Origin of the sequence: Microcoleus sp. Pol11C3, assembly GCF_036701485.1 — a bacterium.
In the GTDB taxonomy this organism is placed as follows: domain Bacteria; phylum Cyanobacteriota; class Cyanobacteriia; order Cyanobacteriales; family Microcoleaceae; genus Microcoleus.
Genome location: NZ_JAUBQW010000072.1, coordinates 1 through 12,879, shown reverse-complemented (window position 1 = coordinate 12,879; position 12,879 = coordinate 1). Strand labels below are relative to the sequence as shown.

Genomic DNA, 12,879 nt, shown 5'->3' with positions numbered 1-12,879 from the left:
CGCCATGAATTTCAAACTTCTAAGTTTAGCAGTATCGGGAATTTTAACGGTTGGGGTTGCAACCAGCGCTGCTGCGGTTGTTACGACATCCCCTGTGCGGCAATCTACAGATTTAACGGAATTTAACTCGGTGCATTCCCAGGGTGCGATCGCCCAAACAGTCGAAGAACAAACCAATATTCGAGTCTACGAAAAGGCTAGTCCGGCGGTTGTTACCGTCGATACAGATAAATCTAACGGCAGTGGCACAATTATCAGCCCCGACGGCATGGTGTTAACTAACGCCCACGTTGTTTCGGCAGGCGGTACCGTCAATATTATTTTGTCAGACGGCAGAAAACTTGTCGCCGATGTCATCGGATTCGGCGAAGATGGTCTAGACTTAGCCGTGGTGAAGATTCGCGATCAAAACAATTTGCCCACCATTCCTTTAGCCCGTCCAGGTTCGGTGAAAGTCGGGCAACAAGCATTTGCGATCGGCAATCCATTCGGTCAATTTCAAGGTACTTTTACAGTCGGAATCGTCAGCCGCATCGACCAGCAGCGGGGCTTAATTCAAACCGACGCCGCCATCAATCCCGGCAATTCAGGAGGCCCACTGCTCAACAGTTCAGGAGAATTAATCGGCGTCAATACTTCTATTTTTACTCGTGGTCGGGGTGGAGGTAATATCGGTATCGGTTTTGCAATTTCAGCAGACAAAGTACCCGCTTTCCTGACAGCGGTGCGAGAAGGGCGGGCTCCCCGCGTGGCTCAAGCCCGATCGCCCTTTGGCAACAAATCACCTGAAAAAGTTGCGTTAAACGGGCCCGCCGTCAGCGGCCTCCTCACCGAAAAGTCTAGCGTTCTACCCACTGACAACAGCTTTTTTGACCTCTACTCCTTTGAGGGAAAAGCGGGCCAGCAAATCACAATAGAAATGAAAAGTCAAGAAATTGACCCTTATTTAATTTTGCTCGGCCCCAACCAGCGCGAAATCGCGCAAGATGATGACGGGGCAGGCAGTAAAGACGCCAGAATTACAGTCAGGCTGCCAGCAGACGGCACTTACACGTTAGTGGCAAATTCCTACCAAGCTAGGCAGTCAGGGGCTTATACGTTAGAACTGAAAGCGAGTGCTCCTACCACGCCTTCTCGGGCTATTTTGCAAGAAGAAGGGGCTTTAGTCGCAGGCGGCCCGGTACTGCCGTCTGACAACAGTCTGTATCGCGAGTATACTTTTGAAGGTCGATCGGGTCAGTCTGTCGCCATTTCCCTCGAAAGCACAGATTTCGATCCGTATGTGGCTATCTTTGACCCTAACGACCGATTAGTGGCAGAAAATGACGATGGGAGCGATTCGACTAAAAATGCGTTTCTGACTGTTACGTTGCCCGCTACGGGTCGCTATCGCGTAATTGTCAATGCTTACGATGCTTCGGGCCGGGGTCGTTACACTCTAACTGTCCGGTGAAAATGGGGAAAAAGGTAATGGGTAAGCGGGAATTGGTAATTGGTCGAGTTATTCTGCTTCCTGCTTCATGCTTCATGCTTCCGTGCATCCATTAAATCTTGTAAAGTGATCGTTGCCGAACTTCCTGCTTCCATCCGTTAAATCCTTTACACTCATCCGTTGCCGAACTTCCTTCTTCCATCCGTTAAATCCGTTACAGAATCCGTTGCCGAACTTCCTTCTTCGTTGCAAATCGAGGTAATTCATGCGTCAAGTTAGATTTTGGGCGATCGCGCCAATTGCTCTGGTAGCTACTTTTTCTGGCAAGCCGACTGTCTCGCCGCCAGTTTCAAATTTAGGTGGAGTTGCTAACAGTAGTTCCACCCTCATTTCAGCAGAATTTCCTCAAAATTTAACTGATGCGAAGCCTGGTGCCAAGGCGGTTTTAGCTCAAGCAAGCCCCAAGCCATCGCCATCTCCACAGAGTTCGCCAACTCAGAGTCCAACTGTAGAACCTCGGCCGAGTCCTGATGCGGGTTCATCTAAAGTTATTTTAGAGCAAAACGGAGAACTCACCCCTGCTAAGTCTTCTGTGCTGCCCTCGGACAGCAGTTTGTACGACGAGTATACCTTTGAAGGCACTCAGGGTCAGAAAGTGGTTGTTACAGTAGAAAGTACCGAGTTTGATACTTACCTTGCTATTTTCAACTCCCAGGGCGAGCTACTTGCAGAAAATGATGATGCAACGCAGCAAAATTCCAATTCAGAGCTGACTGTTACCTTGTCTGCGAACGGTCGCTATCGCGTCATTGTCAATGCTTACGATCCGCCTCCAAAAGGTAGAGGCAAGTACAGTTTGACCGTCCGTGAAATAACTAGGAATTAGTTGGAACGAAACTTCGCAGTCAGGGCACGGCATTGCCGTGTCCCTATAATTCAAGGACGATCGCACTACAAGCAACTACTATCCACTTTGGTAAATTCATATGTTTGTATGCCAGTATAAATGTTATCGTATTGTACCTATAATTTGATAAACTGTATTTTAAATAACTCTTAAAAATCAAAAGGAAGCTGAAATATAGATAATTTTTCAGCTTCCTTTTTTAATTAATTTTGATTAATTTAACGAAAACCCAGCCAGGTAAAAAAATCCTGGCGGGTGAAGAATTCTAGCAGCAAAAGTCCCACGAATCCCACCATCGCAAATCTGCCGTTGATTTGTTCTGCATAGGCATTCCACCCAAAGGCTGGTTCTGGTTTTGGGGTATTTGGGGTTGTCGGTTTTGGGGATGGAGGAGTTTTAGCAGTCATTTAAAAGTTTTGAGTTTTGAGTTTTGAGTAATGACTTTTGGGAAGCTTTGCGATCGCACAACTTGTAATTTACCAGGAAAATGACAGCCGATCGCTAATCTGCTGACTTTTCTAAACTTTGAACCGATTCGATCAGATTTCGCACGGTTTCAGTACCTTCAGAAGGCTCAAAAAACAGCGGGAACTTGCCGCGAGCGATCATTCTCAAACCCAACGGGCCCAGACTCAGCAAACCTTTAACGTCGCGGAAGTAGTTTCCTACTACTTCGATGCCAAACTTGCGCTCGTCTATCCAGCCGCCTTCTTTGACGAGATCGATTAAAACTTTGCGGTGACGGATTGATCTACTGGCTTGGTCGTCTTTGCGATCGAGAATCTCTTGTTTAATCTTACCAATTTGATCCATCGGCGCGACTTCCATCGGACAAACCGAGTTGCAGTAGTAACAGCGCGTGCATCCCCAGACGCCTGCGGTGCCTTCGTTGTATTTTTCGAGCCGATTTTCGGTTTCGCTGTCGCGGGAGTCGGCGATCGTGCGGTAAGCTTTGGCGAGGGCGTGGGGGCCGACAAATTCCGGGTTGACTTCGCGGGCGTTGCACTCAGAATAGCACGCACCACAGAGGATGCAGTTGCCGGTTTGGTCGAGTTTCGATCGCTCTTCTGGAGTTTGCAGAAATTCGCGTTCTGGAATTGCTCGCGAGGCGGTGCTGATATATGGTTCAACCGCTTCTAGGTTGTCCCAAAAACTGGTCATGTCAACAACCAAATCTTTAATAACCGGCATATTTCCCATTGGGGCGACGGTGATTTCTGGGATGAAATCAGCCGGCTTTTCTGCTGAGCTGGAATCAGCTATTTTTTGCAGTCTTACGAGTTCGCTGGCCACATTTTCTTTGCAAGCTAATGCCGATCGACCGTTAATTCGCATCGAACAACTGCCACAAATTGTATTGCGGCAATTTTTGCGAAAAGCTAAAGTGCCGTCGTGTTCCCACTTAATACTGTTGAGGCAGTCGAGGATGGTATTGCTCTCTTCCACATCTAGGGTGTAAGTGTGCACCCGGGGAGCCTCGTTTTGATTTTGGCGGACTACGTTAAAGCGGACTTTCATATTTTGAGTAAGGAATTTACTGTCTATTTTAAGCTAACTTTTTGGACTCTCTAGAAAGCTCTTATTTTTTTAACAACTACCTAAAGTAAGAGATTTTAAAAATTTTATTATTGTTTGATAAACATCAATAATTCTCAAGTTATAGATTCTAAATTGCAACTTTTTTAAGCGGATTTGTGAGCTATTAATTGGAGATAAAAGTAATTAATCGCTGCAATTCGCGAGTCGGAGGTGTGTGATGTCCAGCTTATTTGTATTAACTTTCATGTTTTCCACACCGGCTTTTTGTCTGGGTCTGCTAAATCCTCAATGGGTGGGACTGGGAACTCGCAAGCGATCGGCTGCCTTGTACGGCGGCTTGATGGCAGTTTCGTTCCTTGTGCTTGGGGTTACAGCACCTAAGCCGCCGCAACCAGTTTCCTCGGGGCTGCTGGCCTCAACTGAATTTAGGGTAAGCGCACCTTTGCGCTGAACGTAGCTGGGTATGCATCTCACTTTTTTGGCAGCATTACAAGAAATTTTACCAGGACTTACGCCCGGTTGGGGCGAGAAACTTAGTTTTTTAAGAAAAATACTTGGTTCTACTAATTTACTGCAATTAAAAACCCCGGTTTATAGGCGTCGGAGTGCGATCGCGAACTGTAGGGAAAAATCGTGGCTTTAGTAAGGAGAAATACAATCAGAAACCAGGTTTCCTATCGTCTGGTGTCCAGCGTCCTATTTATTTCGTAAATCATAGGGATTTGTGAGTTTGCCTGCCGCTAAATAAGAAGTTAAGTTCTCAGGACTTACGCACAGGAATTAAAGAAACGGGATTTTTGAATTTTTTTAAACAGATACCCCTCGCCATCCACCTCGTATCTGGGTAAAAAAAAACCGTTTCTGCGTCCTGGACTACTTCTATTTTTTACGCGCCAAAGTCGCTATGTTTAATTTTTTCGTCTTAAGCTTTCTATTGTCGATCCCTGCCTTCTTTCTGGGTATTGTTAATCCGAAATGGGTTGGCGCACCAACCCGCAAGCGATCGATCACGATGTACGGCGGGTTGATGGTGGCTTCGTTTGTGCTTGTTGGCGTCACCGCACCCCCTCCGTCTCAGGAAGTTTCGGTGGCGCTTCCGGCCCCAAGCGATCGGCTAGTATCATCTCAAACCCCTAAGCCGTCACCACTTTCGGCAGCGCCGACACCCAAGCCGGAGACTGTGAAAACGCTATTACCAACACCGAAAGCTGCAATTTCTGCGGAGGCGCCTGCACTTGCTTTCGCCGCCGTGCCCGATCGCAAATTGCCATCTTCAGTCAAATCTGTTGAACGAACCGCAGAGATTGCTCTTGATGCACAGCAGCCAAAGGAAGATACCAAAAAAGTTATTGACAAGTCTTCTAAAGCGAAGGTTAAAAGTGCCGATTTTCCGAGTTGCGTTAACTCGGATTGCAACTGTTCTGACTTTGCGACTCAAGCTGAAGCGCAGCGAGTGTTGGAGGCATATCCGGGCGATCCGTTTAAGCTCGATCGAGATAAGTAACCACACAAAATTAATTACATAAAGACTCCTTGCTGGGCAAGGGTTTCAGGAGAAATATTGTGTAATTAATTCGGAACTACTACTTAAAGACTCGATCGCTTGTGAAACGTTGCCTTAGATTTTATCTGCCAACAGCCTCTGTTAATGATCAAGGCTTTTTTCGGTGATTGTACGAATTGAAGAACGCAAATCGATCGGCTAAAATTGTGTAATTGTTGAGCTTGCGGTGCGGGTGCAGCTATGACTTACAGCTTGAGAATTGTCGATTTGCCAACGAGTGAACGGCCACGGGAACGGTTGATGGCGGGTGGCCCGAAAAGTTTGGCGACTGCGGAATTGATTGCGATTCTCCTGGGTACTGGTCAGGGACCCGGCAAACTTTCCGCCGTCGGGCTCGGACAGTATATTTTAAATCAGTTGAGTTTGCACCACCGTGATCCTCTGGCTGTGCTACGCAGTATTAGCGTTCAGGAGTTGACGCAGATTCACGGGATTGGCCCTGCCAAGGCAACTTCGATTTTGGCTGCGGTGGAGTTGGGGAAGCGGGTGTTTCAGTCGCGACCACCGGAAATGGCTGTGGTTGACTCTCCCCAAGCGGCCGCGGACGCCCTGAGTCAGGATTTGATGTGGCAGTCTCAGGAACGTTTTGCTGTGGTGTTGCTGGATGTGAAAAATCGGCTGCTGGGTACTCAGGTAATTACGATCGGCACAGCAACGGAAACTTTGGCTCACCCACGGGATATTTTTCGCGAGGTGATCCGCCAGGGTGCGACGCGGGCGATTATCTCGCACAATCACCCATCGGGGATTGTGGAACCAAGCCCGGAGGATATTGCTTTGACGCGACAGTTGCTGGCGGGAGCACAGTTTTTGTCGATTCCGCTGCTGGATCACTTGATTTTGGGGAATGGCGATTTTAGGAGCTTGCGGCAGACGACGACGCTTTGGGACGAGTATCCCCAGGGTGATTGAACTCTTATACTTAACTAATTTGATTACTATCATTAGTTATTTGTATGTTTGGGCTCTCCGACGGCTGAATCAGCCTTTACAGCAGGGAATTTTTCACGCTGGAGTCCCCCGCGAGAGCCTGTTTTGGCTGAATGTCGCTGCTGATACTTCGTTTCGAGCACAACTCGGTTAATCTAGTATAGGTAGGCTGAAGAGGTCGCTAATCCGATTTTTTTTGAGCATACTAAACGTATACTGAACCAGCACCTAAATACCCACTTATTAAGAAATTATTAAATGGGATGTAAAATACACGGTGTGGTGATAGGAGGAGAACTGTGTTTCTGAGACTTGCAGAACAACACCGTAAATTCGTTCAAGATTTGGTAATGAACCTCCAAGCTTTAGCGATCGTGCTAGAGCATCGGGGTTATCTGGCATCCTGCTACACTTGCGGGGGTCAGATGAACAGTGCCTCATTTATGGTCAGTTTGACGGACAACCATCTGATTCGATTTTTAGTGTCAGATTACGGTATCACTTGGACTGAGATGCGGGACGACCGCGAACTCATGAAACTAGAAGGTGCAGAAGCGATTAATCAGTTACAAGAACTGGCAAATCTCGTAAAGTATCAAATCCAACCTTCGGAAGCTACTTTAGCGACGGCGCAGTGAGTGTAGCGATTGCACGGTTCCGAGGAAGGCGACGCAAGAAAGTGGGTGCTTGTCTGCTAAAACCGAATCCCCAGCGAGTTAGTTGAGAGGGTTGACGTGTTGCACAGTGATTGCTGCTCAACAGACAAGGGTGCTCTCAGGGTGCCTTGAGACGCTCAGTTTAGCGCTCAGTCGATCGAACTCTCATCGGGCAGACGGCATACTTTATGCAAAAAGTCTCAAACTTGGAACCTCTAGTTTTTTTTCAGCAGTTGATTCTCCCTTGAGAGCGATTAGCAAAATGTAGAAGCGTGAGTGCTCGTCGGCTGCGATGTTAATTTCTCACTTTGGCATTCAAAAGTCAAGGAATTGAAATTAACTTGGAGCAGTCAGGTAGAATTTAACATCCAGAGTGAGGATTAGGCTGTGAAGATTGGGTGAAGCGCATACCGGAGGCTATGGCCTAGGGGCGATTCAGCACTCAAATGCAAAGCCGGTAAGGCTTAATTCGAGCAATTACTGTGTGCTTGATTGAAAACATCTTCATTTGTCTAAAATTCCTTGTTTGGATAGCCGCGAATTCCATGAGACTGTTGGCGAATCAATACTTTGTTTCAGTGGGGGGTTTAATAATGAACTGCCAAGATGCCAACTACGCCAAGAAGGAAGAAGAAAGAGAAACAGGGAAAGAAAAATTAATTGCGGGTAATTACCGGAAATGATCTAAGAGGGGTGCGATGGGAGCAAATGTAGGGTGTCACCGTTCACGGATTCGCCAACAGCATCATGATCTTCGCCCGGAGCTAATTGACACCAATTCCATTATGGTAGCCTCACAAAGGTGTTGTGCACCCCCTACACTCGTCCCAATTTAGGTCGCATCCGCAGTTGGGCCCACATTGGCAGATGCTCTGAACCAATTGGCGGTAAAACCTTGGCTGATTTCGCCACCCAGTGCTGAGAATACCAAACATAGTCAAGCCTCACCAGGGGAAAAGTTAATTTCCAGTTTAACTGTTTAACCAGTAAACTCAGATCCCACCCCTGAGGAAAAGTAAAGCCAAAACCCACTCCTGCTGTTCGGAAAGCATCTTGCATAACCGCTTTCAAATAATAGTAGTCTTGAGACTGGTCAGTCAGATTAAAGTCCCCAGCGGCAATAGTCGGCAGCGTTTCTTTCTGGAGTCGCCATACTAAATCTTGAATTTGTGCCGGTCGGTCGCCGTACTCGTAAACTGGGATTTTGAGGAAAGGCAAAATTTTATGCTGGCGAAACCACGGTGGGGTTGTTGAAATGTTATAAAGAACTACATCTTGCTGGTTCATTGCGATAATAGCTCGTTGCTGTGGTTCGTTCCCACCGGCTAGCTTTAACTTTTGGAAAGAGCGAATAGGATATCTGCTGAGAATCACATGGTATCCGCGCCCCAGGTGGTGTGGGTATAATGCGGCCAACTTAGAGAATACTTCTTTGGCGTAATCCTCCTTAATTTCTTGCAAACAAATGAGGTCTGGTTTTTCTTCCTGAATTAGGTTAACCAAAGCTTGTGGGGATTTGTGATGCCAGCCGAGGTTGAGAGAAAAAACCTTGAGCGTTGGCTGGGAGTCACTGATGTTCGCCGGCTGGGGAGAAAAGTAGGTGACGTGTAGCCAACCCAGCAGGCAGAGGCTAGCCACAGATGAAACAATCGCGAACCAGCGTTTCTTTATGAGAAAAAACCCTAGAATTGGTAGCAGGAAGATTGGCAAGAAAATCCAAGGAACAAAATCCCCCATCAAGGCAACCGGCCACAGCCTGTCCCAAAAGATCAGTCTCAGAATCAGATAGCCGACAATCAGTGCTGAGTAGGCGTAGGCGAACAGTTGAGCAATTAGCTGCAAAAATCGGTAAGGCTTAATCATAGCGCCGTCTGCCATAGCATCCTCTTAGTGGTGTGGGGACAAAAAACTGGATACTGCTCAGCTCAAATTAACTAAAATGCCAGATCCCCTGCTGAGGCTAGGCAATACACTTCTCCTGTGTCGGGCTCTTTTATTTTATACAGGCTTCTGGCTGGAAACAGTGATTGAAAATCGCGATTCGTATATTGCTATTTATAGTAAGTTGTTGGTTAAACCAAAATTAGCGATCGCAAAGTTAGGAATCTCAAGCAAATGGTAAATTTAAGCGAACTTCTAGAACCCATCGCCAGTCAATTTCGCAGTCTGGGAATTCCCGAACCAATTACCCATTGGGGCCACCCTGTAATGATGGGGATCGTGGTAGTGGCGATGGGCAGTTTTGTCGGGTATACGGGATGGCAGGGACGTTTGGCCACCGATAAAGATGTCGCACTCAAAAGTCGCTCGGATCACCGCAAGCTTGCACCGTGGATGTTTCTGTTTCTAGCTTTGGGCTATACAGGCGGCTTGCTGTCGCTGGTGATGCAGCACCAGCCTGTCATGGAAAGTCCACATTTTTGGACAGGTTCGGCAGTGCTGGTTTTACTGGCTATTGGCAGCTTGATTTCGCTAACGGGTTTTGGGGGCAATAAGCTAGCACTGCGCGCGGTTCACGCTTATTTAGGCACGACGGCCCTTGCACTTATGGTGCTGCACGCGGCTTTCGGTTTAAAATTGGGGCTGTCTATTTAGAAGAGGAAGAGGAAGGGGAACGGGAAGGGAAAGAATGTAAGGAAAGAAATTTTGCCATAACTTACGCACGGGTAATCAGAAACCTGGTTTTTTATGCAAATCCACGTCGTTTAGCTCTTTACCCCGGTTGAAAAACCCGGTTTATTGGGTAAGGAGTGCATAAGTCCGGCATCGATTTCTCTGAAATATTCCCCCTCTGAATTACTAATTAATGAATCAAGTAACGGGTGTCATTTTCTGTCTAGCTTACATTTTGGGATTGATTTCTACAGCGGTTCCTTGGGGTAGATATGGGATACTTGCTTTGGGAATAGCGGTGGCGATCGCCCTGCCAAAATTGTTGCGGAATTTAAATAAAAATTATGTAAAAGTTACTAAGAAAAGACGCAGTAGACAAAAACAAAATGCTCTTGAAGAACCCTTAGATGCCAGGGAAGAATTGAGTTTATTGGAGATGCTGCCGAGAGCAAAATGGGTGTGGGCTGTGGCGGGTTTGGTGGCATTTTTAGGTAGCGTTTATTTTGCAGTTCGATCGCCCCAACCGGCAGTAGATGACATCAGCAAACTGATTCCGGCGGTTGGAAACACTCAAGAAGTGGCAGTGACAGTTCGCGGTAGAGTTGTCAGTACGCCTCGATTGACTCGATCGGGTCGATCGCAATTTTGGCTAGAAACAGATTTGGTTAGCGAAATCAACGGTGGCGAGGGAGGAGCAGTTGTCAACCGCCCAGTCTCCGGTAAACTCTACGTTACAGTGCCCCTCCTGCAAGCAACGGGTTTGTACGCTGACAATACGATCGCAGTTGTGGGTTCCTTGTACAAACCGCAGCCGCCGTCGAATCCAGGGGCTTTTGATTTTCAAGCATATTTAGCCAGAGAAGGAGCTTTTGCAGGGCTCAAAGGGCGTCAGATTGATTGGAAGAGAGAAAATGCGATCGCGGATGTAAATCGAGTTAACAGCCAAACGACTGCTTTCTGGGAGTCAAGCGGGATGCAGCCATCGAAAATTCAAGCGATGCGGCAGCGGATCGTGCGATCGCAACTATCGCAGTTAAATGTTCCGGAAGGGCCCTTGATAAGTGCGATCGCCCTCGGCAAACAAGCAGTAGATTTACCTTACAACATCCGCGACTATTTTGTGCAGGCTGGATTGGCACACGCGATCGCAGCTTCGGGCACTCAAGTTTCGATGGTTTTGGCTTTATTTCTAGGTTTAACCAGGCGTTTTTCCAAACAATTACAATTTAGTTTTGGCGTCAGTGCTTTGTTTTTGCTCGTGGGATTAACTGGCTTTGAAGCTTCAGTATGCCGCGCCGCTTTGATGGGATTTGGAACACTATTTGCTTTGGTGCTGAACCGCCAAGTTAAGCCGCTGGGATTGCTGTTAATCGCGGCTACTATTTTACTGCTGGTTAACCCTTTGTGGATTTGGGATTTAGGTTTCCAACTGAGTTTTTTGGCAACTTTGGGGTTGATCGTGACAACGCCGCCACTGATGGCAAAGTTGGACTGGATGCCGCCCGCGATCGCTTCGATTGTTGTGGTTCCAATCGCCGCTTCAGTTTGGGTGCTGCCGCTGTTACTTTATGTTTTTAGTGTGGTATCACCTTACAGCATTTTAGTTAATATTATTGCGGCTCCTTTGCTGTGGATTTTGAGTATTGGCGGGATGGTTAGCGCTTTAGCTGGATTGATTTTTCCGCCCGCTGGCAGTGTTTTAGCGCAACTGCTCGATTATCCGGCAAAGGGGTTAATTGCGATCGCCCAATATTTCTCGCAATTACCCGGTAATTCGGTAGCTGTCGGTCAAGTATCGGTGTTTCAGCTAATAGCGCTTTACAGTTTAATTTGCTGGGTTTGGATCGGGGGAAGAAGGAAGAAGGAAGAAGGAAGAAGGAAGAAGGAAGAGGGCAAAATGAAGAAGGAAGAGGGCAAAAGGAAGAAGGAAGAAGGAAGAGAGAATAAGGGTAAAAGTAGAGTTGTTTCGCGACCGAGTTTTTCATCTGCTTGGATTTTACCGCTGGCGCTGGTGGCGGGAATAAGTATCATAGTTTTGCCAGCTTGGCACGTTCAATCATCTTTATTTCAAGTTACTTTGCTGGCGACATCTGGCGAGCCAGTGTTAGTAATTCAAGATAGGGGAAAAGTGGCGCTAATTAATAGCGGTGATGAAAATACCGTAAGGTTTACAGTTTTGCCTTTTTTGCAGCAGCAAGGAGTTAATTCTGTGAATTTTGCGATCGCCACTCACGCTCATTTAGGTTTGAGCGGCGGTTGGGGAAAATTACTAGAACGCTTGCCAATTAAAACATTTTATGATAACCCTGCTCCGAAACAAATTCACCGCGGCAACAATCAGGAATTTATGAGGGCTGTGCAATCTCGCCAAGGCGTTTACTTTCCTTTAGAAACTAACAGTACAGTTGATCTGGGTTCGACGCGGTTGCAGTTGGTGAATGCGGAGATTCCGGTGGTAGAATTCCTGGTGGGAAATCGAACTTGGTTGCTCGTCGGTGAAATGACACCGGAAGCGCAAAAAAAATTGGCAGCAACGGGAACCTTGAAGCCGGCTCAAGTGCTGTGGTGGTCAGGAAAAACCCTGACGGCTGAGTTATTGGGCGCAGTTGGGCCACAAGTGGCGATCGCATCTGCTAACGAAATAGACCCAGAAACCGCAGCCCTACTGCGCCAAAGCAAAACTCAGATATTCTGGACAGGGCGCGACGGAGCCCTTCAATGGACTCCAGCAGGGGGATTTAAGACCACTTTGGAATCTGAAGAAAATCAAACTTCTTTTTTATAAAGATTTACAATGTGGTGCACTGTGCGGTAAAATACTTTTAGCTCGCATCTCAAGTCAATTGGAGAGGTGGCAGAGCGGTTGAATGCGGTAGTCTCGAAAACTACTTTAGGGGTAACTCTAACGTGGGTTCAAATCCCACCCTCTCCGTACATCTCAGCGTCAAGCGTCAAGCGCGCACCTTATTAACCTAGGGTACGCGCTGCGTATCATATTATGAAACTCAACTCCACAATCTCAGTAGCATGATAGCGACGGTCATTTCGGTAAGGTAAAGGCTTAGAATCTCAAAAGAACTCTTAACACGAAACCGGGCACAAAAAAAGGGAAGAGTGTTTCTAAAGCAGGCGGTTGCAAACCGCTGTCTCAATCACTAATAAGGGCTTGCTGAATAATCGATCGCAAACTATGAATAGGAGCGACCGATATATTCAAACTCAACTAAAGATAAGGCTT

12 protein-coding genes and 1 tRNA gene are annotated in these 12,879 nt (G+C 47.1%); 10 read left to right on the top strand and 3 right to left on the bottom strand.

Annotated elements, in window-relative coordinates; genetic code table 11:
- Positions 1-4 precede the first annotated feature (4 nt).
- Both QUA40_RS17045 and QUA40_RS17040 read left to right on the top strand, forming a co-directional pair.
- Positions 5-1,453: a trypsin-like peptidase domain-containing protein gene (locus QUA40_RS17045; RefSeq protein WP_333127837.1), complete on the top strand. Its 1,449-nt coding sequence runs from the start codon at positions 5-7 to the stop codon at positions 1,451-1,453.
- Positions 1,454-1,697: 244 nt separating this feature from the next.
- Positions 1,698-2,318, top strand: a complete 621-nt coding sequence (locus QUA40_RS17040) for a pre-peptidase C-terminal domain-containing protein (RefSeq protein WP_333127835.1) — start codon at positions 1,698-1,700, stop codon at positions 2,316-2,318.
- A 239-nt stretch (positions 2,319-2,557) separates the two neighbouring features.
- On the opposite strand, the gene QUA40_RS17035 is transcribed toward QUA40_RS17040, so the two are convergent.
- Together QUA40_RS17035 and QUA40_RS17030 are read right to left on the bottom strand one after the other, a co-directional pair.
- Positions 2,558-2,746, bottom strand: coding sequence for a chlorophyll a/b-binding protein (locus tag QUA40_RS17035; protein ID WP_006634850.1), 189 nt, complete (start codon positions 2,744-2,746; stop codon positions 2,558-2,560).
- A 94-nt stretch (positions 2,747-2,840) separates the two neighbouring features.
- Positions 2,841-3,857 carry a succinate dehydrogenase/fumarate reductase iron-sulfur subunit gene (locus tag QUA40_RS17030; protein ID WP_333127833.1) on the bottom strand — a complete coding sequence of 339 codons (1,017 nt, stop codon included), beginning with the start codon at positions 3,855-3,857 and terminating at the stop codon, positions 2,841-2,843.
- Between the two features lie 238 nt (positions 3,858-4,095).
- On the opposite strand from QUA40_RS17030, the gene QUA40_RS17025 reads away from it, so the two are divergent.
- The 5 genes from QUA40_RS17025 (at position 4,096) to QUA40_RS17005 (ending at position 7,010) form a co-directional block, all read left to right on the top strand.
- Positions 4,096-4,329 carry a hypothetical protein gene (locus QUA40_RS17025; protein ID WP_333127831.1) on the top strand — a complete coding sequence of 78 codons (234 nt, stop codon included), beginning with the start codon at positions 4,096-4,098 and terminating at the stop codon, positions 4,327-4,329.
- A gap of 453 nt (positions 4,330-4,782) precedes the next feature.
- On the top strand, positions 4,783-5,382 hold the full coding sequence (locus QUA40_RS17020; RefSeq protein WP_333127829.1) for a hypothetical protein: 600 nt from the start codon (positions 4,783-4,785) through the stop codon (positions 5,380-5,382).
- Between the two features lie 240 nt (positions 5,383-5,622).
- Complete coding sequence (radC, locus tag QUA40_RS17015; RefSeq protein WP_333127827.1) at positions 5,623-6,354, top strand: RadC family protein; 732 nt, start codon at positions 5,623-5,625, stop codon at positions 6,352-6,354.
- The gene (locus QUA40_RS17010) at positions 6,347-6,526 is read left to right on the top strand and encodes a hypothetical protein (protein WP_333127825.1); all 180 of its coding nucleotides are present in this window, start codon (positions 6,347-6,349) and stop codon (positions 6,524-6,526) included. Before radC ends, QUA40_RS17010 begins: the two co-directional genes overlap by 8 nt.
- Before the next feature lie 145 nt (positions 6,527-6,671).
- The gene (locus tag QUA40_RS17005; RefSeq protein WP_015176985.1) at positions 6,672-7,010 is read left to right on the top strand and encodes a DUF1815 family protein; all 339 of its coding nucleotides are present in this window, start codon (positions 6,672-6,674) and stop codon (positions 7,008-7,010) included.
- 834 nt (positions 7,011-7,844) lie between these two features.
- On the opposite strand, the gene QUA40_RS17000 is transcribed toward QUA40_RS17005, so the two are convergent.
- A complete protein-coding gene (locus QUA40_RS17000; protein ID WP_333127823.1) occupies positions 7,845-8,906 on the bottom strand; it encodes an endonuclease/exonuclease/phosphatase family protein in 1,062 nt (353 codons plus the stop codon).
- Between the two features lie 237 nt (positions 8,907-9,143).
- On the opposite strand from QUA40_RS17000, the gene QUA40_RS16995 reads away from it, so the two are divergent.
- The 3 genes from QUA40_RS16995 (at position 9,144) to QUA40_RS16985 (ending at position 12,573) form a co-directional block, all read left to right on the top strand.
- Positions 9,144-9,623 carry a DUF4079 domain-containing protein gene (locus QUA40_RS16995; protein WP_333055125.1) on the top strand — a complete coding sequence of 160 codons (480 nt, stop codon included), beginning with the start codon at positions 9,144-9,146 and terminating at the stop codon, positions 9,621-9,623.
- Positions 9,624-9,834: 211 nt separating this feature from the next.
- Entirely contained in the window at positions 9,835-12,426 is a 2,592-nt protein-coding gene (locus QUA40_RS16990) for a ComEC/Rec2 family competence protein (protein WP_333127821.1), read from the top strand.
- 60 nt (positions 12,427-12,486) lie between these two features.
- Positions 12,487-12,573 (top strand) — tRNA-Ser (locus QUA40_RS16985).
- The last annotated feature ends 306 nt before the right edge of the window (positions 12,574-12,879 follow it).

Bases quoted from the DNA above. Each gene is read 5' to 3' on its own strand.
- QUA40_RS17045 (WP_333127837.1), top strand. From the start codon at position 5: ATGAATTTCAAACTTCTAAGTTTAGCAGTATCGGGAATTTTAACGGTT.
- QUA40_RS17040 (WP_333127835.1), top strand. From the start codon at position 1,698: ATGCGTCAAGTTAGATTTTGGGCGATCGCGCCAATTGCTCTGGTAGCT.
- QUA40_RS17000 (WP_333127823.1), bottom strand. From the start codon at position 8,906: ATGGCAGACGGCGCTATGATTAAGCCTTACCGATTTTTGCAGCTAATT.
- radC (WP_333127827.1), top strand. From the start codon at position 5,623: ATGACTTACAGCTTGAGAATTGTCGATTTGCCAACGAGTGAACGGCCA.
- QUA40_RS17035 (WP_006634850.1), bottom strand. From the start codon at position 2,746: ATGACTGCTAAAACTCCTCCATCCCCAAAACCGACAACCCCAAATACC.
- QUA40_RS17030 (WP_333127833.1), bottom strand. From the start codon at position 3,857: ATGAAAGTCCGCTTTAACGTAGTCCGCCAAAATCAAAACGAGGCTCCC.
- QUA40_RS17025 (WP_333127831.1), top strand. From the start codon at position 4,096: ATGTCCAGCTTATTTGTATTAACTTTCATGTTTTCCACACCGGCTTTT.
- QUA40_RS16990 (WP_333127821.1), top strand. From the start codon at position 9,835: ATGAATCAAGTAACGGGTGTCATTTTCTGTCTAGCTTACATTTTGGGA.
- QUA40_RS17020 (WP_333127829.1), top strand. From the start codon at position 4,783: ATGTTTAATTTTTTCGTCTTAAGCTTTCTATTGTCGATCCCTGCCTTC.
- QUA40_RS16995 (WP_333055125.1), top strand. From the start codon at position 9,144: ATGGTAAATTTAAGCGAACTTCTAGAACCCATCGCCAGTCAATTTCGC.